Source organism: Caulobacter sp. SL161 (assembly GCF_026672375.1).
In the GTDB taxonomy this organism is placed as follows: domain Bacteria; phylum Pseudomonadota; class Alphaproteobacteria; order Caulobacterales; family Caulobacteraceae; genus Caulobacter.
On record NZ_JAPPRA010000001.1, the window covers coordinates 2,336,967 to 2,362,999 of the forward strand.

The window sequence follows — 26,033 nt, forward strand, 5'->3', positions numbered from 1 at the left end:
GCCCCCATTGCGTTCGGCGACCCTGGCAGCGCCCCTGAAAGCCGACAATGGTATAGGCGGCGATCATCACGCCATACCGCGCGCGCATGCTGTGGCTGGCCTTTCGCGGTTCGGCCTAAGGTCTCAGACGAAAAGCTTGGGGGCTGAGATGGATCGACGCAGTCTGTTGCTTGGGGCGCTGGGCTTGGCCGCGACGCCGACGATCGCCAAGCCCCGTCGCGTGCGGCTGGCGCTCGTGGGGCAGGCCCTCATCGAGCACGCCCCGACCGACGCCCAGTGGCCCGGACGGAGAGCGGTGGCGCGCGCGCTGGCCAGGGCCGATCTTGGCTTCACCAACCTCGAGACCGTCATCAAGGGGCCCCGCGCCGGCGCACCGACGCGCGAAGCCCTGACCTTGCACGCTGGCGAGCCGGCGGTGCTGGATGCGCTCAAGGCGATGGACCTTCGTCTGTTGGCCACCGCCAACAACCATGCCTTTGACCTGGGGAGCGGCGGGATCCTCGATACGGTCGACGCCATTGAGCGCGCCGGCTTGGTGTCGGCGGGGTCGGGGCGTGATCTCGCCCGGGCCGCCGCGCCCGCCTATGCGCCGACGCCAGCAGGGCCGGTGGCGCTGGTCGCCTTCGCCACGGGCAAGGTGCGCGAGGGCGGCGCTGCGACGATGGCGCGTCCCGGAGTGAATGAACTGCGCCGCGACGCCTCAGGTCTCCCGCGCGAGGACGACGCCGAGCGGGTGTTGGCCGCCATCGCCGACGCCAAGCGCCGCGCCGAGGTCGTCATTGCCTATCAGCACAATCACGACTGGGAGCCGAACCAGGCCGACGTGCCGGCCTGGCAGAGGGCGTTCGCGCACCGATGCGTCGCGGCGGGCGCCTCGGTGTTCGTCGGGCATGGCGCCCCCCTGTTGCAGGGGATCGAGATCCATGACGGCGCGCCGCTGTTTTTTGGACTGGGCAACTTCATTTTCCAGACCGAGAAGCCGCCGGGCGCCTACGCCGCCGAATGCTGGGAGAGCGTCATCGTGCAGGCCTCGTTCGAGCGCGGGCGTTGCCAGGCTTTCGAAATGACGCCGATCGTGATGAACGAGATCGGACTGGGCGGCCCCGAGGACATGGCCACGCGCGGCATGCCGACCTTGGCGTCGCCCTCGCAGGCGCGGATCATTCTGGATCGTATGAATGCACGGTCCCTGGCTTTGGGCTCGGCGGCCTTTGACGTGCGAGGGTCTCGCGCGGTCTGGACCGCTCCCCTCAAGGGTTGAGCCTCCCTGGCTTGCGGCGCGGCGCGGGCTGGTCAATCTTGCCCGCCTTGCCGGCCAAAGAACGCCGGCTCTAGGGAGCAGGGCGGATGACGATCAAGCCGATCATGGGTCTGGCGAGCTTTGCGGTCGGCATGGCGCTCCTGAGCGCCGCAGCCTCGGCTCAGACTCGTCCCGAAGACACCGAAGTCTGGAAGCCCGTCCCTGCGGTGGTGACGCCGGCGTCCGCGCCGGGCGGGGCCCCGTCGGATGCGATCATCCTGTTCGACGGCCGCAACCTGGATCAGTGGGTCACAGTGGCGGACAAGTCTCCAGCGGGCTGGACGGTCGCGGACGGGGCCATCACCGTCGACAAGGCGCGGGGCAATATCGAGACCAAGCGCACGTTCCGCGACTATCAGCTACACTTGGAATGGCGCATTCCCGCCGACATCGCCGGTTCCGGCCAGGGGCGTGGCAACAGCGGCGTCTTTCTGGCCTCCACCGGCTCGCGCGACCAGGGCTATGAGGTGCAGATTCTCGACAACTATCAGAGCGCGACCTACGTCAATGGCCAGGCCGGCGCCGTCTACAAGCAGCATCCGCCCTTGGCCAACGCCAATCGCAAGCCCGGCGAGTGGCAGACCTACGACATCATCTGGCGCGCGCCGGTGTTCGGGGCCGATGGTGCGCTGACCAAACCCGCTTCAGCAACAGTGCTGCACAACGGCGTGCTGGTGCAGGACAACGCGATCCTGGCGGGCGAGACCGTCTATATCGGCAAGCCTGCCTACAAGGCGCACGGCCCGTCGCCGATCAAGCTGCAGGCGCACGGCGACCCCAGCATTCCAATCAGCTTCCGCAACATCTGGGTCCGAGAGCTGACGCCCCGCTAAGCGGGCGGCGCGGCGGTGCTGTCCCTCACCACCAACTGGTGGGGCAGGGTTATGTTCTGCAGGGCGGTGGATCGTCCGGCGAGGATGTCGAGCAACAGTCGCACGACCTCATGGCCGATCTGTTCCTTGGGCTGACGCACCGTGGTCAGCTTGGGATGCAGGTACTGCGCGAAACGGATATCGTCGAATCCGACCAGCGAGATGTCGCGAGGGCAATCCAGGCCGCGCTGGCGGATCGCCTCCATGGCGCCCATGGCCATTTCGTCGCTGAAGCAGAAGATCGCCGTCGGTCGTCCGGGTTCGTCCAGTATTTCGCCCGCTTGTCGGACGCCGGACTCGATTGAGAAGTCGCCGATGGCTATCCGCAGCGCGCTGGCGCGTCCGTGGCGCTGGGCGGCCGAGAGCACGCCCGCCAGCCGGTCGCTGCTGATCGGGCTGGCCAGCGGGCCCGTCACCACGCCGACCCGGACGTGACCCAGGCCATAAAGGTGATCCATGACTTCGGCGGCGGCGCGCTCATTATCGATATGGGCGCTCGAGACGGCCAGCCCCGGCCGGAACTCGCAGCCGTTGACAATCGGCGTGCGCGGCCCCTTGGCGGCGAGCAGCTCGGCCAGGACGTCCGGAAGCCGATGCCCCAGGAAGATCAAGCCGTCGGCCTCCTTGCGCCGGAACATCAGCGCATATTGCTCCTCGCGCGCCTCCTCGTGGCGCGTGTCGCCCAAGAGCACTGAATAGCCTGCGGCCAGCGCGGCCTCCTCGACGCCGCGGATCACCTGCGAGAAGAAGGGATTGGAGATGTCCGGCACCGTGACCAGAATCTTCTCGGTCCGCAGGGTGCGCAGGCTCTTGGCCGCGAAGTTCGGCTCGTAGCCCAGGCGATGGACCGCCTCCATCACCTTCTGGCGCGTAGGCTCAAGCACTAGGTCGGGCGCGCTGAAGACCCGCGACACGGTCGCGGTCGAGACCCCCGCTTCCCGGGCGACGTCTTGAATGGTGGCCATTGGGCGGACACTGGCGGGTCGCCGAAGGCTTGGCAAGGGCGGCCAAGCGCCGGAAGCGGCGTTCAGGCGGTTGCCGGTATGGCGGACCCCTGTTATCCATGAATTCGATTACATTGGAGCGGCGCACGTCCTTATGGATAGAACCTCGCCGCCCAGGGGTCGGGGAGGACGAGGGCATGGCGACGAGTTTGCGTCTGTTCGTGATGATGGTGCTGCAGCTGGCGATCTGGGGCGCCTGGGCGCCCAAGATCTTCCCCTACATGGGCATGTTGGGCTTTGCGCCCTGGCAGCAATCACTTGTGGGCAGCGCCTGGGGCGTGGCGGCCCTGGTGGGTATCTTCTTCTCGAACCAGTTCGCCGACCGGAACTTCTCGGCCGAGCGCTTTTTGGCGGTCAGCCATCTGATCGGCGGGTTGGCGCTGCTGGGCACGGCCTTCTCGACGAGCTTCTGGCCGTTCTTTACCTGCTACCTCATCTTCAGCCTCGTCTATGTCCCGACACTGTCGGTCACCAATTCGATCGCCTTCGCCAATCTGCGCGACCCGGCCGCCGGGTTTGGCGGGGTTCGCATGGGCGGCACGGTGGGCTGGGTGCTGGTCAGCTGGCCCTTCGTGTTCTTGCTGGGCGCTCAGGCGACGGTGGAGCAGGTCCGCTGGATCTTCCTGGTGGCGGCGATCGTCTCGTTCGTCTTCGCCGGCTACGCCCTGACCCTGCCGCACACCCCGCCGCGCAAGGCTGATGACGGGGTCGACAAGCTGGCCTGGCGTCGCGCGGTCAAGCTGCTGGGCGTCCCGTTCGTGCTTGTGCTGTTCATCGTCACCTTCATCGATTCCGTCATTCACAACGGCTACTTCGTGATGGCCGACGCCTTCCTGACAAACCGGGTCGGGATCGCCGGCAACCTCAGCATGGTCGTGCTCAGCCTGGGCCAGGTGGCCGAGATCATCACCATGCTGCTGCTGGGCCGGGTGCTGGCCAAGCTGGGCTGGAAGGTCACCATGATCGTCGGGGTCCTGGGCCACGCCGCGCGCTTTGCGGTCTTCGCCTACTTCGCCGACAGCGTGCCGGTGATCGTGGCGGTGCAGCTGCTGCACGGCGTCTGCTACGCCTTCTTCTTCGCCACGGTGTACATCTTCGTCGACGCCGTCTTCCCGAAGGACGTGCGGTCCAGCGCGCAGGGTCTGTTCAACCTGCTGATCCTGGGTGTGGGCAATGTGGCCGCCAGCTTCATCTTCCCGGCGTTGATCGGCCACCTGACCATCGACGGGACGGTGGACTACACGACCCTGTTCCTGGTGCCGACCGCCATGGCGTTGGCGGCGGTCTGCCTGCTGGGGCTGTTCTTCCGCCCGCCCACGCGGGGACCTGTTTCGGAGGCGGATTCCGCTTCACCCGCCGCCGGTTCGGCCCAAGCCTAGATGTCAGGAAAGGTGATCCCCATGCGCATGACCGCCTTCGATAATCAGAGCCAGGGCCTGTCGCGTCGCGGCCTGCTGGCCGCCGGCGCCGCCGCGATGGGCGCGGGTTTAGCCGGGGCGGCGGGCGCCAGCGCCTTGCCGTTCTTCCAGCGTCGCAAGCAGCCCGTGGGCATCCAGCTCTACAGCCTGGGCCCAGATCTGGCCAAAGAGCTCGACGCGCAACTGGCGACGGTGGCCAAGATCGGCTTCAAGACGGTCGAACTGGCCGGGTATCTGGGGCGTACGCCCGCCGAACTGCGCGCGGCCTTCGACCGGCACGGCCTTGTTTGCCCCAGCGCCCACGTCTCGCCCAAGGGACCCAACGGCTTCGCCGGTGACCTCGCCAAGCTGGCGGACGAGTTGCACGTGATCGGCGCCAAGTCGGCCATCATGCCGATCTTCTACATCCCCGAGCGTATGGGCGCGGCCGACCTGCGCCAGGCGGGCGTGCAGATGACCGCCGATGAGTGGAAGTGGAACGCCGACTTCCTCAACGAGAAGGCCGCGATCCTGAAGAAGGCGGGCATTCTGGCCGGCTATCACAACCACAATTTCGAGTTCGCGCCGCTGAAGGACGCCAAGGGCGGCGAAACCACCGGCATGGACATCCTGCTGAAGGGGACCGATCCGTCGCTGGTGACCTTCGAGCTCGACGCCGGCTGGGTGACGGCGGCGGGCCAGGACCCGTTCGCACTGCTGAAGGCCTATCCGGGGCGCTTCACCCAGATGCACGTCAAGGACGTCAAGCCGAGCACCAAGCCCAACTTCGAGCTGCGGCAGGATCCGACCGAGGTGGGCTCGGGCATGATCGACTGGAAGCGGCTGCTGCCGGCGGCCTATGACGCCGGGATCCGCGGGTTCTACTACGAGCAGGAGCCCCCGTTCGCCTTCACGCGCCTGGAGGCGGCCAAGATCAGCTTCGACTACCTCGCCAAGGTGGTCGCCTGATGACGCTCCCGATGGCCATGGTCGGCGGCGGTCCGGGCTCGTTCATCGGGCCGGTGCACCGGATGGCCGCAGAGCTGGACGGCCGCATCCGGTTGGTGGCGGGCGTGTTCAGCCGGGACCCCGCCAAGAGCGCCCAGGCGGCGGCCGCCTGGGGCGTGGCGCCCGACCGGGTCTATCCGGACCACCACACGATGTTCGCGGCCGAGCGGGCGCGCCCCGACGGCGTTCAACTCGTCTCGGTGGTGACGCCGAACCACCTGCATTTCGACGTCTCCGCGTCGGCGCTGAAGGCCGGGCTGCATGTGATCAGCGACAAGCCCGCAACGCTGAACCTCGCCGAGGCGCAAAGCCTGGCCGAGATCGTCGCCGCCTCGGGCAAGCAGTACGGCCTGACCTACACCTATACCGGCTATCCGATGGTGCGCGAGGCGCGCGAGATCGTGGCGCGCGGCGATCTGGGCGCGGTGCGCAAGGTCGTTGTCGAGTACTCGCAAGGCTGGCTGTCGACACCGCTGGAGCGCGACGCCGGCAACAAGCAGGCCAGCTGGCGGGCCGATCCAAAACAATCGGGCGTCGGCGGCTGTATCGGCGACATCGGCGTCCATGCCTTCAACATCGCCGAGTTCATCACGGGGCGGCGGGTCGAGAGACTGTGCGCGGATGTCGCGACGGTCGTGCCGGGTCGCGATCTCGACGACGACTGCAACGTCTTGCTTCGGTTCGAGGGCGGGGCGCGCGGCGTGCTGATCGCCTCGCAGATCTCGGCCGGCGCCCGCAACGGCCTGACGATCAGCGTCTATGGCGAGACGGGCGGCCTGACCTGGTCGCACGAGGACCCCAACGTCTTGACGCTGGATTGGCTGGAGGGCCCGAGCCATGTGCTGCACGCGGGCTCGGGCTATCTTGGCCCAGCGGCGCGGGCGGTGACGCGCCTGCCGACCGGGCATCCCGAGGGTTTCATCGAGGCTTTCGCGACGATCTACCGTGATTTCGCTGACGCCATCGAAGGTCGTGACGGCGGCCTCGTGCCTGACATCAGCGAGGGCGTGCGCGGCATGGCCTTTGTCGAGCGCGCCGTTGCGGCCAGCCGCGACGATGCGGGCTGGGTGTCGCTCCAGGGAGAAAGCTGATGAAGACGCTCAAGGGGCCTGCCATCTTCCTGGCCCAGTTCATCGGCGACACGCCCCCGTTCGACAAGCTCGAGACCATGGCCGCCTGGGTGTCGAGCCTCGGCTATGTTGGGGTGCAGATGCCGACGGGGGGCGCGGACTCGTTCTTCGATCTGGCCCTGGCCGCCGAGAGCCAGACCTATTGCGATGACATCGCCGGGCTGCTGGCCGAGTACGGCCTGGAGATCACCGAGCTGTCGACGCACCTGCAGGGACAGCTGGTCGCTGTTCACCCGGCCTATGACGAGCTGTTCGACGGCTTTGCGCCGCCGGAACTGCGGGGCAAGCCAAAAGAGCGGCAAGCCTGGGCGGTCGAGCAGGTGAAGGCCGCAGCGGTCGCCAGTCGGCGCCTGGGGCTGAAGGCGCACGCGACCTTCTCGGGCTCCCTGGCCTGGCCCTATCTCTATCCGTGGCCCCAGCGGCCGGCAGGCCTGATCGAGGAGGCGTTCGCCGAACTGGGGCGTCGCTGGAAGCCGATCCTGGACGTCTTCGACGAGAACGGCGTCGACGCGGCCTACGAGATCCATCCGGGCGAAGACCTGCACGACGGCGCGACGTTCGAGCGCTTCCTCGATGAGGTGGGCGGCCACCCTCGGGCCAATATCCTCTACGATCCCAGTCACTTCGTGCTGCAGCAGCTGGACTATCTGGCCTACATCGACCGCTACCACGAGCGGATCAAGGCGTTCCACGTCAAGGACGCCGAGTTCCGGCCGTCCGCGCGCTCAGGCGTCTATGGCGGCTATCAGGGCTGGGTCGACCGGCCAGGGCGCTTCCGCTCGCTGGGCGACGGCCAGGTCGACTTCAAGGCGATCTTTTCAAAGCTGGCGCAGTACGACTATGACGGCTGGGCGGTGCTGGAATGGGAGTGCGCCCTCAAGCATCCCGAGCAGGGCGCCGCCGAGGGCGCGCCGTTCATCCGGGACCATATCATTCGGGTGACGGACAAGGCGTTCGACGATTTCGCGAGCGCGGGTTCGGACGCCGGACGTAACCGAAGGCTTCTTGGCCTATAGTCGAAGCTGAGTTCTGACGGAGTTGGTTGATGAAGGTTCGGCTTACCCTCGCAGCGGTGTTCGTAGGTTTGGCGTCCAGCGCGGTCGCTGCGCCGTCGGGACAGCAGCTGTTCGAGCAGCGCTGCGGGATGTGCCATGCGGTGCAGGCCGCGCCGGGCAAGATGGGACCGCCCTTGGCGGGCGTGGTTGGTCGCAAGGCTGCGAGTGTCCCGGGCTACGCCTACAGCGCGGCCCTCAAGAACTCGGGCATCACCTGGACCGCTGACAAGCTCGACGCCTACTCGAAGGCTCCGACCAAGGTCGTGCCGGGCACCAAGATGCTGCTGGGCGCGCCCAATGACGCCGAGCGCGCGGCGGTGATCGCCTATCTGTCCAGCGTCAAGAAGTAGGCCTCAGCGCGGGGTCAGTTCCTGGATCTCGATGTCCTTGAACTCGATCGGAGCGCCCTCGCTCTGCAGGGCGATGTAGCCGCCAGTGACGGGCTGTGCGCCGCGCACCAGGATGTAGGGCTTGGCCCCGCCCGCGACGGTGTCGTCCGGGTCCAGCGCCGCGCCCGCATAGCGGTGGACGATCACCCCGTTGATCTTCTGGGTGATTTCGCCGCTGGGCAGCACCTCGAGCTCGGCCCGCACCCAGGTTCCGTTGGGAATGGTCGGGCCGTTGGCCGGCGGCGTGCAGTGCTCTTTGACCTTGGCGCCGTCGATCGTGATGGTGATCCCGGGCGTACAGACCGCGCCGGTCGGGCGGGGCTTGTCGCCATCCTTGCCCAGAAGCTGGAACTCGATCGAGACCGGGAAGGGCTGATCGACCGTCATGCTGTCGGCGGTCTGGCTGTGGAACATGATCCCGCTGTTGCCGCGCGCCCAGCCGGGGGTGTCGAGCGGCAAGCCCTCGGTTAGGAAGCGGTAGGTGAGCCGCAGGCGGTAGGCGTTGAACGAGGTATTGTAGAACAGATGGCCGAACTGGTTGTCGAATTTGTCGTAGCCGGCATAGGAGACCCGGATCACGCCCTGATCGGCGACGAAGGTCTGACGGTAGTTATCGCCGACCGGATGCCTGGCGACCTTCGCGGTCCAGCCGTTCAAAGTCTCGCCGTCGAAAAGCGAGCGCCACGGTCCAGCCCGGACCTCTTCGGCGTGAGATGCGCCGGCCAAGCCGAGCGCGAGCCCTGTTACGAGCCCAAAGCTGGCCCAGTCCCGTGACGGCTTCATCCAGACCACGGCGCGTCTCCCCCGCATCGTATCACCTCGGTCGAACCGCCGAGCTTTGTTGCAATGTAACCCATTTCATGGAAGCCTCCAGGCAAGAATGACGAGGTCGCCGGGGTTGGTGTCGTGTTGCGTGAAGCATCTCGATGCGGTCCGTTGAGCGACTGCGAAGGGAGCGAACATGGCCAACCTGAATGGCCGCGCGCGTCGTAAGAACACCTACGACGCCATCGTGGTGGGCAGTGGCATTACCGGTGGCATCGCGGCCAAGGAATTGACCGAGAAGGGGTTGAAGGTCCTTGTGCTCGAGCGGGGACCCATGGTGCGTCACCTTGACGACTATCCCACGGCGATGCTGGACCCGTGGCAATCAAAGTATCCGCAGGGCAAGCTCCCAGAGGCCGAGCTGAGCGCGCACTACAAGGTGCAGCGGCGCACCGGCTACACGATGACGGAGCACACCCAGCACTTCTTTGTGCGGGATGACGAGCACCCCTACACCGAGGAGAACCGCTTCGACTGGATCCGGGGCTATCATGTCGGCGGCCGCTCGCTGACCTGGGGGCGGCAGAGCTATCGCCACAGCCCGATCGATTTCGAGGCCAACGCTCGCGAAGGGATCGCGGTCGACTGGCCGATCCGCTACGAGGATCTCGCGCCCTGGTACGAGCATGTCGAGCGCTTCATCGGCGTCTCCGGGCAGGCCGAGGGCCTGCCGCATTTTCCGGACGGCCACTACCAGCCGCCGATGGAACTGAACTGCGTTGAGAAGGCCTTCAAGGCGCGGTCCGAGGCGCGTTTCCCCGAGCGGCGCGTCACGATCGGGCGCACGGCGCACCTGACCGATCCTACCGAGGAGCAGCTCGCGCTGGGGCGCACCAAGTGCCAGTACCGCAACCTTTGTATTCGAGGCTGTCCGTTCGGCGCCTATTACAGCTCCAATTCCGGCGGGCTGATCGCGGCCGAGCGGACGGGCAATCTGGTGATCCGTCCCAACTCTATCGTCACCGAGCTGATCCATGACGAGCGCAAGGGGCGGGCCAGCGGCGTGCGCATCCTCGACGCGCAGACGCTCAAGGACGAGGAATTCCACGCCGATGTGATCTTCCTCTGCGCCTCGGCGCTGAGCTCGGCCTGGATCATGATGAACTCGACCAGTTCGCGATTCCCGAACGGCTTCGGCAACGCCAGCGACCAGCTGGGTCGCAACATCATGGACCACCATCTGGGCGTGGGCGCCTCGGGCCAGGCGCCGGAATTCGCGGACATGTACTTCTCGGGGCGCCGGCCGAACGGTATCTACGTGCCGCGCTTCCGCAATCTGGGCGACGACGCCACCAAGCGCTCGGACTATCTGCGGGGCTTCGGCTATCAGGGCGGCGCCGGGCGCGCGACCTGGGAGCGTGATCAGGGCCAGGGCGGGCGCGGTTTCGGCGCGGCGCGCAAGGCTGCGCTCAGCCAGCCCGGGCCCTGGACCATGGGCCTGAGCGGCTTTGGCGAAATGCTGCCGTACGCCGATAATCGAGCCACGCTGAACCACGATGTGAAGGACAAGTTCGGCCTGCCGACGCTGACGCTGAACGTCACCATGCGCGATAACGAAATGGCGATGCGCCGCGACATGCAGGCCGCCGCCGCCGAGATGCTCGAGGCCGCAGGCTTCAAGAACGTGCGCGGCCACGACAGAGGCTTCGCCCCCGGCCTTGGCATCCACGAGATGGGCACGGCGCGTATGGGGCGCGATCCCAAGACCTCGGTGCTGAACGCGCATAATCAGGTCCACGAGTGCAAGAACGTCTACGTCACCGACGGGGCGGCGATGACCTCGGCGTCATGCGTGAACCCGTCCTTGACCTATATGGCCTTGACGGCCCGCGCCGCTGACCACGCGGTGCGCGCCCGTAAGCGGGGAGAGCTGTGATGCTGAACCGACGTGACGCCCTTCGCGGCTTGGCCCTGACGGTCGGGGCCGCCGCCACCGGGTGGGCAGGTAGCGCCGCAGCGACAACGGCGCTGAGCTGGACGCCGACCGCGCTCACTCCCCATCAGGCCCGGATTCTCGACGTCGTGGCCGAGCTGATCATCCCCGCCACCGACACGCCGGGCGCTCGGGAGGCGGGCGTGCCGCAGTTCATCGACCGCGCGATGGCCAACTACTGTGAAAAGTGGGAGATCGATCAACTGACGGCCGGGTTCGCCCGCATGGACGCCGACGCCGAGGCCGCCCACGGCAAGCTGTTCGTGGCGCTGTCGCCTGAACAGCAGGTCGCGCTTCTCAATGTCTATGACCGCGAGACCGCCACCTCGACTCGCGGACACTTCTTCCCTTTGCTCGAAGACTACGTCACCGTCGGCTACTTCACATCGGAGCCGGGCGCGACCCTGGCGCTGAAATACGATCCCGTGCCCGGAGCGTATAACGGTTGTGTGCCGCTGGCGGAGATCGGCAGGGGGTGGGCTACGCGCTAGTCTGGGCTCGGGCTGGGTCTATCGCGTCGCCGCGCCGTAATTCTGGCGGCTTCTCCTTGATCCTGTCAGCGTCTAGCCTAGAGCCCCACCCGTCAAAACGGAGTCGTTTTGACGGGCTAACGAGGCTCTAGGTCAAACTCTTAGAGCGTGACTGGCGCCTAAACCGGTTCCCACTTTTGGCGTCAAGCTCTAGTGGCGAGTAGTCTAGGTGACCCTGGAAAGGACCGCGATGATCCGGAAGTTGTGCTCGGCGTCCATCGTCGCCGTCTTGGTGAGCGCCGCGGCGCCGGCTCTGGCGGCGGACACCGCGACGCCGCAGTCCAGTGACGTCTTTGGTGTTTGGCGCAATCCCAAGGGCAGCGTCCATATCGAGATCAAGCCCTGCGGGCCGGAGACCTGCGGCTATGTGGTCTGGGCGAACGCCGAGGCCCAGGCCGACGCCAAGAAGGGCAGCAATCGAGGTCTCGTCGGCATGCAATTGCTGCGCGATTTCTCGTCCTCGGGCGCCAACGAGTGGAAGGGCAAGGTCTTCGTGCCGGACCTGAACATGACGTTCTCAGGTCAGGTGCGCCTGCTTAGTCGCGCCTCTTTGCGCGCCAAGGGCTGCCTCTTGCCGAACTTCCTGTGCAAGTCGCAGGTCTGGACTCGGGTCGAGACGGCCGCCTTCACCGGGCGCGCGCTGTAGAGCGTGACGCCGAAAGTGGGAACCGGTTTCGGCGCGAGCCACGCTCTAAGCGTTTGATTGAGAGCCCCGCGCGCCCGGAGACCGCGATCAGGCCTCGAGGGAGATCAGGGCGAACAGGGCGCCTTCGGTGTTCGAAAGCCGCCAACCGCGATGGTCGAAAACCGCGCCCGAGCGGAAGTCCGCCGTAGTGGCGGCGCGTAGTCGGGCTAGGGCGTCTGGGCTGCGTCCGCGTGGGAACAGCTTGGCCGCAAGGGCCTTGGCCGTCGCGCCGGGATTGTTCTTGAGCCAAGCCGCGCCGATGCGGCGCACTGCCTGTGGGTCAAGATCAGGCGGAAGCGCGGCGGGTGTGGCGCTGGCGAGAGAGGGGGCTGCGGCCAGGGTGACCAGCGCAGCCAGGAGATCGCGACGGGTGCTCATGATCAGGCGGCCTTCTTTGCAGATTTTAGGTGATCGGCCAGCCTGATCGTCAAGGCCAGGATGGTCAGGGTGGGATTGACGATCCCCGAGGTCGGGAACACCGAGCTCCCGGCGACATAGAGGTTGTCGGCCTCGTGCAGGCGGCCATTGGCGTCGACGACGCCCTTCTTGGGATCGTCGTGCATCCGCGTGGTCCCCATGTGGTGGCGCGAGGCGTTCGATGACGCCAACAGTTCGTCTGGCCGCAGCGACCAGCACAGCCGCCCCTCACCGGAAGCGCCCAAGGCGTTGGCGAGCCCGCCGATCGTCTTCTCAAGGTCCGCATAGTCCTTGCGCCCATGCACCCAGTTGAGCCGAATACGCGGCATGCCCAGCGCGTCCTTGTGGTCGGGATCCAGGGTGATACGGCTGTCGGGATTGGGAAAATGCTCGGTCATGGCGAAGAAGCCGAGCAGGTTGGATCGGGCCTGACCCTTGTCCAGTTGCGCGCTGGCCTTGCTGATGGTCTGGGTCTCGGCAGCGACGGCGGGGTCGGCGTTCGAGAAGTTCGCCCGGAAGAGCGTGGCGGTGAAGTTGCCGGTCTTCATCCGCTTCTGGGCTGCAATACCGGCGCCGATCACGCAATGGTCCCCGTAGCGCGCCGCCGGTGCGTAGAGATCGAGCGGCCCGGCGCGGGACGCGGCGAAGGCCGACCCCTCGCGCTGGGTGTCGCTATCGTTGGAGTAGGTGAGGTGGCCCTGGAAGAAGCGGCCGACAAGGTCGTGCCGATTGCCCAGATTGTCGGACGCCAGCAGCAGGCGAACGTTCTCGATCCCACCCGTGGCCAGGACGTAGCGCTTGGCCTTGGCGGTGTGACGCTTACCGTCCAGGCAGGCGATGTCCAGGCCGCTGATCGTGTTCCGCTCGCGACGAATGCGGACGACGTTGGCGTAGAGGTAGACGTCGATGTTGGGCGCTTCGGCGAACGTCGTACGAAAGCGATCGAACGCCAGGCGATTAGCGCGACCCGAAATGCGAGAGAACACCCGGGGCGCAGGAAAGAAGCCGTCCTTGGCGTCCAGCGCCAAGGGTTGAAGGTTCGGATCCGCTGCATTCGGGCGCTCCAGGGGGAAGCGGTCGATCTCCAGCAGGTCGCAGGCGCGGTCATAATAGGGCTGCATCGTCTCGCGGCTGACCGGCCAGCCACTGTAGGGGATCCAGGCGCGCTCGGCGAAGTCGGCCGGGTCCAGCGGGCCGCACTTGCCGCCCCAAACATGGCCGGAGCCGCCCAGCGCGCGCACCCGCGACTGGATCGGATAGGCGTCGAGGGGACGGTCCTTGTTACCGTCGGCCTTTTGCACACAGGCGCCGGCGTAGAGCGCCTGGGTTTCAGGCTCCATCTCGCGGCCGCCGCTTTCCAGAACGACCACTTTCAAGGCGCCCCCGGCCAGTTCCTTGGCCAGGGTGATGCCGGCCAGACCGCCGCCGATGATCACGAGATCGGCTTCCAGGAGACTGGCGTCAGGCAAGGCGCGGGCGTCGATGATCGCCATCGTTGAAAACTCGCTGATTGTCGGGAGGGTAAGAAGGGGCGCGCGCGGCGTTGGCCGCGCGCCTCGCGATCTAGTCGCGAGCGCCCCGGCTCTTCAGATAGCTGACCACAGCGCCGTGGCCGTTCTTGCGGGCCATGCCCAGGGGAGAGCGCATCTCGCCCGGATTGGCCACGACCGCGCGGTTCACGTCCGCGCCACGCTCGACGAGGTACTTGACCACCGCGAGGTCGCCCCGGCGGGCGGCGCCGATCAGCGGCGTCTCGTCGCCGGGAACGAAGGACTCGACGTCGGCGCCACGCTCGACCAGGGCCTGCACGATATCGAGGCGACCGGCCAGGGAGGCCTGGATCAGCGGGTTGCCGTCGCCGCGCACGGCGAGGTTGGGATCGGCGCCGGCGGCCAGCAGGGCGCGGACCACGTCCGCCTGTCCGCTGCGCGCGGCCTCGATCAGCGGCGAGCCGTCACCGCGCACGATATGGTTGGGGTTGGCGCCCAGCGCGATCAGCTCGCGCACGGACCGCAGGTCCTTGCGGTCGACCGCGTCATAGAGCGGCCGCCCCAGATGCCGGGCCACGGCGCGACGCGCCTCCTCCGGCGATTGCTGCACGGTGCGGGGCGGTTGCGTGGCCCAGGCCGCTGCGGCGGTCGAGAGGCCAAGAACGGCCACGGCGACGGCTCCGGCGAGGTGACGACGGCGGTCGGCGGTGTGGTGTGTGAGCATGGTGAAGCGCTCCTTCAATTGCTTGTTGGCCGAGGCTGGCCAGTGGCAGCCCAGCGGAGGCGCGCAGGCGGCCAGCTGGGTCTTCAGCATGGCTTCGCCATAGGCGCGGCGGGTCTTGGGGTGGCGGGCCAGCACCGCCGCGTCGCAGGCGATCTCCTGATCGATGCGCAGGGCGGCCGCGCCCAGATGGACGAAGGGGTTGAACCAGAACAGGCACTGCAGGGCGGTGACGACCGCGTTGATCTGGGCGTCCCCGACGGCGAGGTGATTGCGCTCGTGCGCCAGGATCAAAGCCTGCTCCTCGGCTGTGTACTGCTGGTCGAAATCCGCCGGCAGGACGACACAGGGCGCCAGGGCGCCGATGACGGCGGGGCCGACGCCGGGCCGGTCGGAGCGCACCAGGCGAGCGTCTCCCGTAAAGGTCAGCACGCCGAGCGAACGCACGAAGCGACGCTGCCGCTCGACCTGCAGGATCACGCCGCCGAACGCGACGATGAACCAAAGCCCCAGCGCGATCTCGGCGATCGGGATCGCGACCGCCGACGCGGCTTGCGGCGACGTCGCGGAGGCGACCGACTGCGCCTGCGGCGCCGGCGAGGCCGCGATCGCTGGCGCAGAGACCGCGGGGGAGGGCGGCGGCAGGACGATGGTTCTCGCCGGGACCACCAGGGCCAGGATCGACAGCGGCGCAATCAGCCACAGCGCATAGGCGTTGCGCGCGCCGAAGGCCTTTCGGACCGGCCGACGCAGGACCAGCACCAGCAGCACGGCGGCCGCGAGCGCAAGGTTGGCTTTGGCCAGGAACAGAAGGATGTCACTGACCATCGTCGATCTTCTCCAGCAGGCGACGCAGTTCGGCGACGTCTTCGGGATTAAGCTTTTCGCGCTTGGAGAAATGGCTCACCAGCGGGGCGAGGCGGCCGTCGAACAGGCGGTCCAGCAGGCCCTGGCTCTCGGAGTCCACATAGTCCTCGCGGCCGATCAGGGGGCGATAGAGGAAGCGGCGCCCGTCCTTGTCGGCGGCGATGGCGCCCTTCTTGAGCAGGCGGTTCAGCAAGGTCTTCACCGTGCCTTCGGCCCAACCGTGGTCCTTGGCCAGGATGGCCAGAACCTCTTCGGCCGGCTTGGGACTGTCGGCCCAAAGCACCTTCATGACTTCGCTTTCGGCGCCGCTGATGCGTTGTGATGTCGTTTCCATGAGCAGACGATTACGCACGTAAACGCTTTCGTCAAGCGATCGATTACGCGCGTAAACGAAATGTAATGCAGCGTTGGACGCGCAAGCGAAGCGGCTTAACGCTCGAGTGCGGAGGAGTCGTACATGCCAGACACGCTTCAGCTCGGCTTGCCGGGACTTGAGTCGCCCACGCCGACGGATCGGCTGATGTTCCTGCTGTATCCTGACCGGCAGACGGCCGAACGCATCGCGCTGGAGGCTGCGCGACTGAAACGGGCGTCCGGACTGGCCGGCCCGCTTCTCCAGACCGACCGCCTCCACATCACCCTGCATCATCTGGGCGACTATGCGGGCCTGCCCAACGACATTGTCAGCAAAGGTCGCTTCGCTGGCGACGCCGTCGAGGCCGGGGCGTTCGAGGTGGTGCTCGATCGGGCCGCCAGTTTCGCCAATCGCTCCGGCAACAACCCCTTCACGTTGCAGGGCGGGGAGGGGCTTCAGTCGCTTATCGCCTTCCAGAAGGCTCTGGGAGAGAAGATGGCGGGCGCCGCGCTTCGACCCGATCGGAGTTTCACGCCGCACATCACCCTGCTCTACGACCGGCAGGTGCTGCCGGAGCAGGCGATCACGCCCATCAGCTGGACGGTGAGCCGCTTTGCCCTGGTGCAAAGCAAGCTTGGGCGGACCCAGCACGTCATCCTGCGCGAGTGGGACCTGGGCTGATCCTGGCCGGCGCGGGGCGGATCAGTCTGTTGCTCTGAGCCGGTTCGATGGCAGGAAGGAGCGAAGCCTCGATTCGACCCGGCACGGACCTCGTCATGACTCCCACCCTGTACGGCATCAAGAATTGCGACACGGTCTCCAAGGCCCGCAAATGGCTCGACGATCACGGTCGGGCGTATGCTTTCCATGACTACAAGGCCGCGGGAATCGATCGACCGCGTCTTGAGGCCTGGGTTGCGGAGCTGGGCTGGGAGGTTGTGCTCAATCGCGCGGGCACGACGTTCCGAAAGCTCCCGGACGCGGACCGCCAGGATCTCGACGCCGCCAAGGCGGTTGGCCTGATGCTGGCCCAACCTTCGATGATCAAGCGCCCCATTCTAGACCTTGGCGGTCGGCGCGTGGTCGGCTTCAAGCCGGATTGGTACGCCGCCGCGTTCGGCTGACGGGCGCCGACGAATATCGTTCGTCGCCTCCCGGGCGAAGTTTAAGACGACATGCCCGGGCGGTTCGGTCTATCAGTGGGGGCTAAGCTCGCGAAGCGCGGGCTCATGGAGGGCATTTCGCGCGTGGGGAAAAACGCCGTCTCGCGATACGAGCTGGTCATCTTCGACTTTGACGGCACGCTGGCCGACAGCGCCGCGTGGATGATGCGCGCCGTCAATCCGATGGCGCGTCGCTACGGCTTCAAGACCGTCACGGAAGACGAGATCGAGATGCTGCGGGGCCGCAGCACGCGCGAGGTTATCCGGTATCTCGGCGTGTCGCCGTGGAAGCTTCCGCTGATCGCGCGGGCCGGCAAGAAGCTTATGGCCGCCGACGCCCACACCATTCCGCTGTTCCCCGAGACCGAAAAGATGCTTCGGGCGCTGCACGCGGCGGGCGTGAAGATCGCCGTTGTCAGCTCCAACAGCGAGACGGTGATCCGCCGTGTTCTGGGTGAGGAGCTGGGCAATCTGATCAGCCTCTACGCCTGCGGCGCGTCGCTGTTTGGCAAGGCGCGCAAGTTCAGGCAGGTCACGCGCCAGGGCGTCGCCCGCGAGAAGATCATCTGCATCGGCGATGAGACCCGCGACATCGAAGCCGCGCGGGCTGTCGGCCTCGATTGCGGCGCCGTCGGCTGGGGCTACGCCAAGCCTTCGATCCTGGCGCAACATGGCCCCACCGTGTCCTTCAACTCGATGTCGGAAATTATTTCGTACGTCGGCGCATCCAAGGCGGCCGTCGGCGGCGACTAACCTTCGAAAGCGCGAGAGATCGCGCTCCAACGAGGGGTGACATCCATGGCCGACCTGTTCCGTGATTTCTGGTGGCTTCTGTTTCCGATGGCGTTCACCGCGATCGGCATCTTCCGCCAATGGCTGAACTGGCGCGCGCGTCTTGAGCTGACCCAGACGCTGCGGGCGTTCGCGGAAAAGGGGCTCGAGCCGCCGGCCGCGCTCCTGAACCAATTGAAATGATAGGGGGCGACGATGTTTGATTTCTTCAACCGCTATTGGTGGCTGCTGTTTCCGATCGGCTTCTTCGTCTATGGCGCATTCCAGAGCTGGCTGTCGTATCGCTCGAACCGCGAGACCCTGGACCTGATCAAGACCTATGCAGCAGCGGGACGCGAGCCGCCGTCCGAGCTTCTGAACCGTCTGGGCAAGCGCCACAACTTCGACGCCGATGATGCGGCCGAGCGCAGCCGCCAAAACAGCAGTTACGACGGCTGGTACCAGGTGGTGCTGTTCGGCATGCTCTGCGTCGGCTTCTCCTACGCAGCTTTTGCGGACATCTACGGGATGGGCGAGGCGTTCACGATCGTGGCCTTCGTGATGGCCGCCTTGAGCGCGGCCTCCCTGGCCCAGGTGCTGTTTAGCCACAAGCGTCGACGCGACTGATGGACGCCGCGCTCGTCAGACAGGCGCGCGCGGGCTCCCAGGTCGCTTTCGCCAGACTGGTGGCGATCCATGAAAAGCCGCTTCGGGGCTTTCTCCGCAAGAGCGGCTGGATCGACGCCGACGACATCGCTCAGGAAGCCTTCGTGGCGGCCTGGAGCCATCTGCCCAAGCTTCGCGATGACACAGGCTTTCGGGCCTGGCTTTATGGCGTCGCCTGGAAGAAGGCCCTGTCCCAGCGACGCGGCGCTCAACGCGCCGCCGCCCGGGACGAGGCCTGGCGGGGCGAGCAGGACCTGGAGGCCGCCGCTGCGGTCGCCGCTGAAGACAGATTGGCGTTGGAGACGGCGCTGGCGACTCTGCCGGAAGACCAGCGGGCGTGCGTCGCCCTGTGTCTGGGGCAGGCCTGGTCGCACGCGGAGGTTTCGGACGCTTTGGGCATTCCCTTGGGCACTGTGAAATCGCATGTTACCCGCGGCCGCGAACGGTTGCTGGCGGTTCTGGGAGGATCTCGATGACCCCTGATGATCAGCTCTCGGCCTTTTTGGGGGAGCAGCCGGCGACAAGCCGCGCGGATCTGTTCACCGCCGTGGTGATGCAGAAGATCGAACGCCGCGCGTTTCTCGGGCGGATCGCCGCGGCCGGCGGGTGGGCGGGCGTGGTCGGCCTGATCGCCTGGGCCTGCGCGCCGGTGCTGAACGTGCTGATCGGCGCGCTGGCGCCGGGTCTGGCCCCCGCCGCGGCGGCGCTGGCCCTGGTGGCGGTCACGCTGCTGGTCAGCAGCCCCTCTGTCCGGCGACGACTGGGTTTGGCCGCGATTTAGCGCCTTACGAAAGTTTCATGGCGACCGGCGCCTCCAAACGGGAGCCTCGACGCCTCTTAACAGTGAAGGCGGCGCGGGAGCGTCGTCCACCGAACTGGAGGATTTGAGAATGGGTCCCGAAATTGTCGTCCCGGTTGCGCTCTTCGCGATGATCTGCGCCGTCGTCTGCGTGCCGCTGTACCTCAAGAGCAAGGAGCGCATGGAAATGCAGGCGACGCTTCGTCTCGCCATCGAGAAGGGACAACCGGTCCCACCTGAGGTGATCGAGGCCATGACCCGTAATGTGAAGACGCCGCCGACCCGACTGCGCGATCTGCGGACCGGCGTCATCTGGCTGGCGATCGGCGTCGGTGTGGCGTTGGCGACCTATTTCGGCGACTTCATCCATGGCGACGGCGATTTCGACGGTTTCGGCATCGCCTGCATCCCCGCCGTTATCGGCGTCGCGTTCATTGTTCTGAGCTTCTTCAATCCGAACAAGGAACAGCGGGTCTAGCACCCGAGGCCTTGGGAGGGGCTTGATTTCAATGGGCATGGAACGCCCGCCAACAGGACACGACGTCGAGCTCGCCGCGCAGGCGGCCGCTGGGGATCGGCTGGCCTATGGGGAACTGGTACGGCGGCATGGCTCCACCGTCCGGGGGCTGCTGCGACGCCTTGGCGCCGACGCCGCGACCGCCGACGACCTGGCGCAGGACGCCTTCATGACGGGCTTCGAGCAGGTGGCGGAGTTTCGCGGCGAGGGGACCTTCGGGGCCTGGATCAAGAAGATCGCCGCGCGGCTCTATCTGAAGCGCGTCAAGCGTGAGGCGCGGCTGATCTTCTCGGACAATGTCGAGCCGCTCGAAGAGATATCCGTCCGGGATGCGTCCGGCGACGCCGCCAGCCGTATCGATCTCGACGAGGCGCTCAAGAGCCTGTCACGGGGCGAGCGCCTGTGCGTTTCGCTTTGTTACGGCGCCGACTGGTCCCACGGCGAAGCGGCGGAGGCCTTGAATATCCCGATCGGCACGGTGAAATCCCATGTCAAACGTGGTTTGGACAAACTTCGGGCGAAGCTCGCCCGACCGGATGAGGGCGCGAGGAGGGAAGCTCATGGCTGAACCCGATTTCGAAGCGCAATTGACCCGCATGTTCGCTCAGGCGCCGTCGTTTCCGGACGCGGCGCTGTTCAACGCGGAAGTCATGGCCAAGTTGGACCGAGGGTGGGCGATGCGACGGATGTTCATCGCCGTCGCCGGAACGGGCGCAGGCCTGATCGGCGCCTTCCAGATCTTCGGCAGCCGGTTCTCCAACGAACTGGCGCAGCTCTCCCGCGAGGGCAGCCATGGTCTGGAGACCGAGATCAATGGCGGATGGGCCAGGCTGACAGCTCTGCTGAGCACGCCGTCCAGCGCCGAAGCCGTCTGGCTGGCGGCCGGGTTGGCGGTCGTCGCCCTGGCGTTCGCAGTGACCCGGCTGGTCGAAGATTTTTGAGCGGCTGCCGGCGGCTTATCACTGTTCATGTTGCGGTGCGGCGCGATCTCGCCCACAAACGGCGCCCAAAAGCGTCTTAGGGAGGGTTCGCCCTGTCCGCCCATCGTGAAGAGACGGTCCGCCGTCTGGCCGCCCCTGATATCGCCTCTCGCAAGGGCGGGGTGCCGATTGTCTGTCTGACCGCCTACACCGCGCCCGTCGCGGCGGCGCTCGACGACGCCTGTGACGTGCTGCTTGTCGGGGACTCGGTGGGCATGGTCGTTCATGGCCTGCCCAACACCGTCGGCGTGACCATGGACATGATGATCCTGCACGGTCAGGCCGTGATGCGGGGCTCCAAGAAGGCCATGGTCGTCGTCGACATGCCGTTCGGCTCCTACGAGGCCTCGCACGAGGAGGCCTACGCCAACGCCGTGCGGATCATGAAGGAGACGGGCGCCCAGGCGGTGAAGGTCGAGAGCGGACCGACCGTGCCCGACACCATCGCCTACCTGACCCAGCGTGGCGTGCCGGTCATGGGTCATGTGGGCCTGCGCCCTCAGGCGGTGCTGCTGGAAGGCGGCTTCAAGGCCAAGGGCAAGGACGACGCAGGGCGCGCCAAGGTGCTGGAGGAGGCCCGGTTGACGGCTGAAGCCGGCGCCTTCGCCATCGTCGTCGAGGGCGTCGCCGAAAGCCTGGCGCGCGAAGTGACCGAGTCAGTCTCCGTGCCGACCATCGGCATCGGGGCCTCAGCCGGTTGCGATGGTCAGGTGCTGGTCGTCGACGACATGCTGGGCCTGTTCGACTGGACGCCGAAGTTCGTGCGTCGCTACGCCGATCTGAAGACCCAGATCGAGCGCGCCGCCGCCCAGTACGCCAGCGATGTCCGTGATCGCAGCTTCCCAGGACCGGCTGAGACCTATTACGCCAAGAAGCCTTGAAACGGCGCGTTGCGACCGCGCGCGGCACGCTATAGGTTCGCCGCCTCAGCGGACGGCCCTTCGTCCGCCACAATCTGTCCTAAACCCGACGGTGTTCCTCGTGTGAGTGAGGAGCGCCCAAGGGCCAGCGCCTGTTTTCGGAGCCTCGTTTCGTGGTCGATGTTTTTGACGAAGTCGAAGAACAGCTTCGGGCGGAGCGTTACCGCACGCTAGCCAAGAAGTCGCTGCCCTGGGTAGCGGCGGTGACGGCGGCGGCGGTGATCGGCGTGGGCGGCTACTGGGGTTGGACCAGCTATCAGACCGGCCTGACCGACAAGGCCTCGCAGGCCTATCAAGCCGCGTTGCAGACCGCGCAGACCCAAGGGCCGGCCAAGGCTTTCTCCGGCTTCAAGGCTGTCGCTGACACCAACGCCAAGGGCTACAAGTCCCTGGCCCTGATGCAGATGGGCGCCATCCGCCTTGAGGAGAAAAAGACCCAGGAGGCCGTCGGCTATTTCGACGAGGCCGCCAAGGTCGCTCCCAGCCCGATGATCGGTGATCTGGCCCGCCTCAAATCCGCCTTCGCCTTGATGGACACCGCTTCCTACAAGGACATCGAGACGAGGTTGACGCCTTTGGCGGGGGAAAAGAGCCCATATCGCGTGTACGCCAAGGAAGCCCTGGCCTTCGCCAAGCTGCAGGCCGGTGATCTGGCCGGCGCGCGCTCGGAGTTCGTGATCCTGGCCAACTCGCTGGACGCCAACACGTCCGAAGCCATTCGCCAGCGCGCCCAGGCGGCGATGCAGCTGATCGACTCCGGCTCGGCCAAGGATTTGGCCGCTGCGGTCAAGGCCGCGGCGACGCTGCCGTCCGCGCCGCCGATGATGCAAATGCCGCCCGCCGTCGCCCCGAACGCCGCCCAATGAGCCTCAAGATGAACTCCAAGCGTTCCGTCGCGCTGGTCGCGCTGATGACGGCGGCCGTGACGGTCAGCGGTTGCTCGACCGTTTCCAAGCTCAACCCCTTCGACAAGAGCGACGAGAACAAGAGCACGGCCAGCCAAGGTCAGCGGATCTCGATCATCGCCTTTGACCAGAAGGTCGAGGCCAGCGAGTCGCTGAAGGGCGCCGACTTTTTCCTGCCCGATCCTGTCGTGCAGACCGAATGGCGTCTGCCCGGCGCCAACCCGGAACAGTCGATCGAGCATGTTGATGCGGGCAAGGCCTTCCAGATCGCCTGGAAGAAGGGCTTCGGCAAGAAGGGCGGGGCCAAGTTCCACGTCACCGCGCCGCCGGTCGCTTCGGGTGACCGCATCTTCGTGATGGACGGTGAAGCCGACGTGGTCGCGATGGACGCGCGCACCGGCGACACGATCTGGCGCAAAGACCTGCGTCCGGCCGCCGGCCCGACGACGAAGGGCGGCTTCCTGGGGCTGATCCCCAAGAAGAATGACCGCCTGGGCTTCGGCGGGGGCGTCGCTCTGGGCCCCGACAACAAGCTCTACGTGGCTTCGGGCTTCCGCTTCGTCGCCCAGATCGACGCGGCGACCGGCGCCATGGGCTGGACCCAGCCGACCTCCACACCCATCCATGCTGCGCCGACGGTTGTCGATGGCCGGGTTTTCGTCGTCTCGACCGACAACGAACTTCTGACGTTCGCGTCGGAGAACGGGGTGCCAGGCTGGACCTATCAGGCGCTCAGCGAACCTGCGCGGATCCTCGCCGCCTCGACGCCGGCCGTCAGCGGCGACACGGTGGTTTCCGGCTTCGCGTCGGGTGAACTGGTCGCCCTGCGCGCCGCCAACGGCAACGACCTGTGGAACGAAGCGCTGAGCCGCGCCAGCCGCACCAACGCGCTGTCGGAGATCCGCGACATCCCGGGCCGCCCGGTGATCTACAAGGGCGACGTTTTCGCCGTCAGCCACTCGGGCGTCTTCGCCGCCACCGACCTGCGCTCGGGCCAGGCGCGCTGGAGCCTGCCCGTCACCGCGATCACCACGCCGTGGGCGGCTGGCGACGTCGTCTATGTCGTGGACAAGTCCGGCCAAGTGATCTGCGTGTCGCGCGAAAGCGGCTCGGTCTACTGGATCCAGGATCTGAACGACTCGGCCAACCTCTCGAAGAAGCAGAAGAAGAAGCGCGCCAAGAAGCCGCGCTTGTGGTCGACCCCGATCCTGGCGAATGGCCGCCTGATCACGGTGTCCAGCGAGGGTGAGGCCGTCGCCCTGAACGCCAAGACGGGCGCCAAGGAAAAGTCCCTGAAGATCGGTTCGCCGGTCCTGCTGAACCCGATCGCTGTGGGTGACATGATCTATCTCGTCACCGACGACGCCGAGCTGATCGCCATCCGCTAAGCTTCCGGTCCCGCGTGGGACCTGAGGCCTAAACCCTTGAAGCCCGGGTCGGCGCAAGCCGGCCCGGGCCTTCGCTTTTTCGGCTCCCTTTTGCGATAGGGGCGAAAATCGACTACTGGACGCCTATGCCTTTGAAACTCGCCATCGTCGGCCGGCCCAATGTGGGCAAGTCCACGCTGTTCAACCGCCTCGCCGGCAAGAAGCTGGCGATCGTCGACGACCAGCCGGGCGTCACGCGCGACCGCCGCTACGCCTCCGGCAGCCTGGGGGATCTTGAGCTTGAGCTCATCGATACCGCCGGCTTCGAGGATGTCGACGACTCCAGCCTCGAGGCGCGCATGCGCGCCCAGACCGAGGCCGCGATCGAAGAGGCGGACGTCTCGCTCTTCGTCTTCGACAGTCGCGAGGGCGTCACCGCGCTCGACGAGGTGTTCGCCGCCATCCTGCGCAAGCGCGACAAGCCCGTCATCGTTGCGGCCAACAAGGCCGAGGGCAAGGCAGGCGAGGCCGGCGCCGGCGAAGCCTTCCGCCTGGGCCTGGGCGAGCCGATTCCGATCTCCGGTGAGCACGGAGAGGGCATGGCTGAGCTCTATGCCGCTCTGCTGGCCTTCGAGCCTCAAGTCCAGGCTGGCGACGACGACGAGGACGACGACAGTAAGCCGATCCGCATCGCCATCATCGGCCGCCCCAACGCCGGCAAGTCCACGCTGGTGAACCGCCTCCTGGGCGAGGATCGCCTGCTGACCGGTCCCGAAGCGGGCATCACCCGCGACTCCATCTCGGTCGACTGGGAATGGGACGGCCGCAAGATCCGCCTGGTCGACACGGCCGGCCTGCGCCGCAAGGCCAAGGTCCAGGACAAGCTGGAAAAGCTGTCCACCGCCGACACCATCCGCGCCATCACCTTCGCCGAGGTGGTGCTGCTGGTGATGGACGCCACCCATCCGTTCGAGATCCAGGACCTGCAGATCGCCGACCTGGCGGAGCGGGAGGGGCGGGCCGTGGTGTTCGTGCTGGCCAAGTGGGACCTGATCGAGGATCAGGCCGCGCACCTCACCGCCTTCCGCGAGCACGCCGAGCGCATGTTGCCACAGCTGCGCGGCGCCCCCGTCGTGGCGCTGTCGGGCGAGACCGGCAAGGGCATCGGCCACCTGATGCCGGCTGTGATCAAGACGCACCGCGACTGGTCGACCAAGGTCAAGACCCGCGACCTGAACGACTGGCTGCAAATGGCCATGCAACGACACCCGCCCCCTGCGGTCAGTGGTCGTCGCGTGAAGCCCAAGTACATGGCGCAGACCAAGGCCCGTCCGCCGACGTTCGTGCTGTTTTCCAGCCGCGCCGACCAGATGCCCGATCACTATCGGCGCTACCTGATCAACAGCCTGCGCGAGAGTTTCGATCTGCCCGGCGTGCCGCTGCGGATCACGATCAAGTCGGGCGCGAACCCCTACGCCGATGGCGAGGCCAAGGGGCATAGCGGCCGTGGCAAGCGCGAGTTCGAGCGCCGGGAGCGGGAAGAAGAGCGGATCCGCGCCTCGCGCAACACGGTCAAGAAGTCCAAGCGTCTGGCGGCCGAAGCCGCCGCCAAGGCGGCGGAGGCTGCTGGCTTGCCGGATCCGGGCAAGGCGGCGGTGAAGTCCGTGAAGAAAAAGGGCCCCGCCGTAGCAAAGGCTGCTCCGAGCGAGGCCGCCGGTGCGTCGGAACCCGGCAAGGCGGCGGTCAAGTCGGTGAAGGCCAAAGGGCCGCGCGCCCAGAAGAAGGTCGCCACGGCGCCCAGCTACAAGGTCGGGACTAGGACGGCCGGCGGCAAGGCCGCCGCGCCGCGCCGTCCGGCTGCGGGTTCGCGCACGGTGCGTGGGAACACCGGACCCGGCCGCCCTAAAGGGCGCTAAGCGGAAACGAAAAATGGCCGCCGCTTTGTCAGCGGCGGCCATCTGGAACCC

Annotated in this window: 30 protein-coding genes and 1 pseudogene; 24 read left to right on the forward strand and 7 right to left on the reverse strand. The window is 66.7% G+C overall.

The window, feature by feature from the left end:
- Positions 1-136 precede the first annotated feature (136 nt).
- Together OVA11_RS11365 and OVA11_RS11370 are read left to right on the forward strand one after the other, a co-directional pair.
- Entirely contained in the window at positions 137-1,261 is a 1,125-nt protein-coding gene (locus OVA11_RS11365) for a CapA family protein (RefSeq protein WP_268067492.1), read from the forward strand.
- An 86-nt stretch (positions 1,262-1,347) separates the two neighbouring features.
- Positions 1,348-2,133 carry a 3-keto-disaccharide hydrolase gene (locus tag OVA11_RS11370; RefSeq protein WP_268067493.1) on the forward strand — a complete coding sequence of 262 codons (786 nt, stop codon included), beginning with the start codon at positions 1,348-1,350 and terminating at the stop codon, positions 2,131-2,133.
- Here OVA11_RS11370 and OVA11_RS11375 read toward each other — a convergent pair.
- Entirely contained in the window at positions 2,130-3,137 is a 1,008-nt protein-coding gene (locus OVA11_RS11375) for a LacI family DNA-binding transcriptional regulator (RefSeq protein WP_268067495.1), read from the reverse strand. The two genes, OVA11_RS11370 and OVA11_RS11375, sit on opposite strands and share 4 nt — an antisense overlap.
- Before the next feature lie 176 nt (positions 3,138-3,313).
- On the opposite strand from OVA11_RS11375, the gene OVA11_RS11380 reads away from it, so the two are divergent.
- From OVA11_RS11380 to OVA11_RS11400, 5 genes are read left to right on the forward strand one after another with little or no spacing between them, the layout of a single operon-like run.
- Positions 3,314-4,555, forward strand: coding sequence for an MFS transporter (locus OVA11_RS11380; RefSeq protein WP_268067496.1), 1,242 nt, complete (start codon positions 3,314-3,316; stop codon positions 4,553-4,555).
- Positions 4,556-5,542 carry a sugar phosphate isomerase/epimerase family protein gene (locus OVA11_RS11385; protein ID WP_268067498.1) on the forward strand — a complete coding sequence of 329 codons (987 nt, stop codon included), beginning with the start codon at positions 4,556-4,558 and terminating at the stop codon, positions 5,540-5,542.
- Complete coding sequence (locus tag OVA11_RS11390) at positions 5,542-6,672, forward strand: Gfo/Idh/MocA family protein (protein WP_268067500.1); 1,131 nt, start codon at positions 5,542-5,544, stop codon at positions 6,670-6,672. The genes OVA11_RS11385 and OVA11_RS11390 overlap by 1 nt, the downstream gene beginning before the upstream one ends.
- On the forward strand, positions 6,672-7,727 hold the full coding sequence (locus OVA11_RS11395) for a sugar phosphate isomerase/epimerase family protein (protein WP_268067502.1): 1,056 nt from the start codon (positions 6,672-6,674) through the stop codon (positions 7,725-7,727). Before OVA11_RS11390 ends, OVA11_RS11395 begins: the two co-directional genes overlap by 1 nt.
- Positions 7,728-7,753: 26 nt before the next feature.
- Positions 7,754-8,116 (forward strand): c-type cytochrome, encoded by a 363-nt coding sequence (locus OVA11_RS11400; protein ID WP_268067503.1) that lies wholly within the window; start codon positions 7,754-7,756, stop codon positions 8,114-8,116.
- A gap of 3 nt (positions 8,117-8,119) precedes the next feature.
- Here OVA11_RS11400 and OVA11_RS11405 read toward each other — a convergent pair whose 3' ends face one another.
- The gene (locus tag OVA11_RS11405) at positions 8,120-8,965 is read right to left on the reverse strand and encodes a 3-keto-disaccharide hydrolase (RefSeq protein WP_268067504.1); all 846 of its coding nucleotides are present in this window, start codon (positions 8,963-8,965) and stop codon (positions 8,120-8,122) included.
- 151 nt (positions 8,966-9,116) lie between these two features.
- Here OVA11_RS11405 and OVA11_RS11410 point away from each other — a divergent pair, with 151 nt between their 5' ends.
- The 3 genes from OVA11_RS11410 to OVA11_RS11420 all read left to right on the forward strand — a co-directional run bounded on the left by OVA11_RS11410 (position 9,117) and on the right by OVA11_RS11420 (position 12,089).
- Entirely contained in the window at positions 9,117-10,856 is a 1,740-nt protein-coding gene (locus OVA11_RS11410) for a GMC oxidoreductase (RefSeq protein WP_268067505.1), read from the forward strand.
- Positions 10,856-11,404: a lactose 3-dehydrogenase subunit gamma LacC gene (gene lacC / locus OVA11_RS11415; RefSeq protein WP_268067506.1), complete on the forward strand. Its 549-nt coding sequence runs from the start codon at positions 10,856-10,858 to the stop codon at positions 11,402-11,404. The genes OVA11_RS11410 and lacC overlap by 1 nt, the downstream gene beginning before the upstream one ends.
- A gap of 229 nt (positions 11,405-11,633) precedes the next feature.
- Positions 11,634-12,089, forward strand: a complete 456-nt coding sequence (locus OVA11_RS11420) for a DUF2147 domain-containing protein (RefSeq protein ID WP_442780889.1) — start codon at positions 11,634-11,636, stop codon at positions 12,087-12,089.
- 87 nt (positions 12,090-12,176) lie between these two features.
- Here the strand turns inward: OVA11_RS11420 and OVA11_RS11425 are convergent, their stop codons facing one another.
- The 4 genes from OVA11_RS11425 to OVA11_RS11440 form a co-directional block, all read right to left on the reverse strand.
- Positions 12,177-12,506 (reverse strand): hypothetical protein, encoded by a 330-nt coding sequence (locus OVA11_RS11425; RefSeq protein WP_268067507.1) that lies wholly within the window; start codon positions 12,504-12,506, stop codon positions 12,177-12,179.
- 2 nt (positions 12,507-12,508) lie between these two features.
- Positions 12,509-14,038 carry an FAD-dependent oxidoreductase gene (locus OVA11_RS11430; RefSeq protein ID WP_268067508.1) on the reverse strand — a complete coding sequence of 510 codons (1,530 nt, stop codon included), beginning with the start codon at positions 14,036-14,038 and terminating at the stop codon, positions 12,509-12,511.
- A gap of 70 nt (positions 14,039-14,108) precedes the next feature.
- Positions 14,109-15,584 (reverse strand): M56 family metallopeptidase, encoded by a 1,476-nt coding sequence (locus OVA11_RS11435; RefSeq protein WP_268067509.1) that lies wholly within the window; start codon positions 15,582-15,584, stop codon positions 14,109-14,111.
- Positions 15,574-15,957, reverse strand: a complete 384-nt coding sequence (locus OVA11_RS11440; protein WP_268068951.1) for a BlaI/MecI/CopY family transcriptional regulator — start codon at positions 15,955-15,957, stop codon at positions 15,574-15,576. Before OVA11_RS11440 ends, OVA11_RS11435 begins: the two co-directional genes overlap by 11 nt.
- Before the next feature lie 123 nt (positions 15,958-16,080).
- Between OVA11_RS11440 and OVA11_RS11445 the strand changes: the two genes are divergently transcribed.
- Positions 16,081-16,659 carry a 2'-5' RNA ligase family protein gene (locus OVA11_RS11445; RefSeq protein WP_268067511.1) on the forward strand — a complete coding sequence of 193 codons (579 nt, stop codon included), beginning with the start codon at positions 16,081-16,083 and terminating at the stop codon, positions 16,657-16,659.
- Here OVA11_RS11445 and OVA11_RS11450 read toward each other — a convergent pair.
- Positions 16,634-16,756, reverse strand: a pseudogene (locus tag OVA11_RS11450) (hypothetical protein); the annotation flags it as partial. The gene OVA11_RS11445 and the pseudogene OVA11_RS11450 sit on opposite strands and share 26 nt — an antisense overlap.
- Between OVA11_RS11450 and OVA11_RS11455 the strand changes: the two are divergent.
- The 13 genes from OVA11_RS11455 to der all read left to right on the forward strand — a co-directional run bounded on the left by OVA11_RS11455 (position 16,755) and on the right by der (position 25,982).
- On the forward strand, positions 16,755-17,102 hold the full coding sequence (locus OVA11_RS11455) for an ArsC family reductase (protein ID WP_268067512.1): 348 nt from the start codon (positions 16,755-16,757) through the stop codon (positions 17,100-17,102). The pseudogene OVA11_RS11450 and the gene OVA11_RS11455 overlap by 2 nt on opposite strands.
- Before the next feature lie 105 nt (positions 17,103-17,207).
- Positions 17,208-17,894, forward strand: a complete 687-nt coding sequence (locus OVA11_RS11460; protein WP_268067514.1) for an HAD family hydrolase — start codon at positions 17,208-17,210, stop codon at positions 17,892-17,894.
- Positions 17,895-17,930: 36 nt separating this feature from the next.
- Entirely contained in the window at positions 17,931-18,116 is a 186-nt protein-coding gene (locus OVA11_RS11465; RefSeq protein ID WP_010919517.1) for a hypothetical protein, read from the forward strand.
- 12 nt (positions 18,117-18,128) lie between these two features.
- Positions 18,129-18,539 carry a hypothetical protein gene (locus tag OVA11_RS11470; protein WP_268067516.1) on the forward strand — a complete coding sequence of 137 codons (411 nt, stop codon included), beginning with the start codon at positions 18,129-18,131 and terminating at the stop codon, positions 18,537-18,539.
- On the forward strand, positions 18,539-19,054 hold the full coding sequence (locus OVA11_RS11475; RefSeq protein WP_268067518.1) for an RNA polymerase sigma factor: 516 nt from the start codon (positions 18,539-18,541) through the stop codon (positions 19,052-19,054). The genes OVA11_RS11470 and OVA11_RS11475 overlap by 1 nt, the downstream gene beginning before the upstream one ends.
- Complete coding sequence (locus OVA11_RS11480) at positions 19,051-19,359, forward strand: twin-arginine translocation signal domain-containing protein (protein WP_268067520.1); 309 nt, start codon at positions 19,051-19,053, stop codon at positions 19,357-19,359. Before OVA11_RS11475 ends, OVA11_RS11480 begins: the two co-directional genes overlap by 4 nt.
- 103 nt (positions 19,360-19,462) lie before the next feature.
- Positions 19,463-19,855: a DUF6249 domain-containing protein gene (locus OVA11_RS11485; protein ID WP_268067521.1), complete on the forward strand. Its 393-nt coding sequence runs from the start codon at positions 19,463-19,465 to the stop codon at positions 19,853-19,855.
- A gap of 22 nt (positions 19,856-19,877) precedes the next feature.
- On the forward strand, positions 19,878-20,462 hold the full coding sequence (locus OVA11_RS11490) for an RNA polymerase sigma factor (RefSeq protein ID WP_010919522.1): 585 nt from the start codon (positions 19,878-19,880) through the stop codon (positions 20,460-20,462).
- Complete coding sequence (locus OVA11_RS11495) at positions 20,455-20,835, forward strand: hypothetical protein (RefSeq protein WP_164468123.1); 381 nt, start codon at positions 20,455-20,457, stop codon at positions 20,833-20,835. The genes OVA11_RS11490 and OVA11_RS11495 overlap by 8 nt, the downstream gene beginning before the upstream one ends.
- Positions 20,836-20,927: 92 nt before the next feature.
- Complete coding sequence (gene panB, locus OVA11_RS11500) at positions 20,928-21,755, forward strand: 3-methyl-2-oxobutanoate hydroxymethyltransferase (protein ID WP_268068953.1); 828 nt, start codon at positions 20,928-20,930, stop codon at positions 21,753-21,755.
- Positions 21,756-21,907: 152 nt separating this feature from the next.
- Positions 21,908-22,660: a tetratricopeptide repeat protein gene (locus tag OVA11_RS11505; protein ID WP_268067523.1), complete on the forward strand. Its 753-nt coding sequence runs from the start codon at positions 21,908-21,910 to the stop codon at positions 22,658-22,660.
- On the forward strand, positions 22,657-24,087 hold the full coding sequence (locus OVA11_RS11510; protein WP_268067524.1) for a PQQ-like beta-propeller repeat protein: 1,431 nt from the start codon (positions 22,657-22,659) through the stop codon (positions 24,085-24,087). The genes OVA11_RS11505 and OVA11_RS11510 overlap by 4 nt, the downstream gene beginning before the upstream one ends.
- 125 nt (positions 24,088-24,212) lie before the next feature.
- Entirely contained in the window at positions 24,213-25,982 is a 1,770-nt protein-coding gene (gene der / locus OVA11_RS11515) for a ribosome biogenesis GTPase Der (protein ID WP_268067525.1), read from the forward strand.
- Positions 25,983-26,033: the final 51 nt, after the last annotated feature.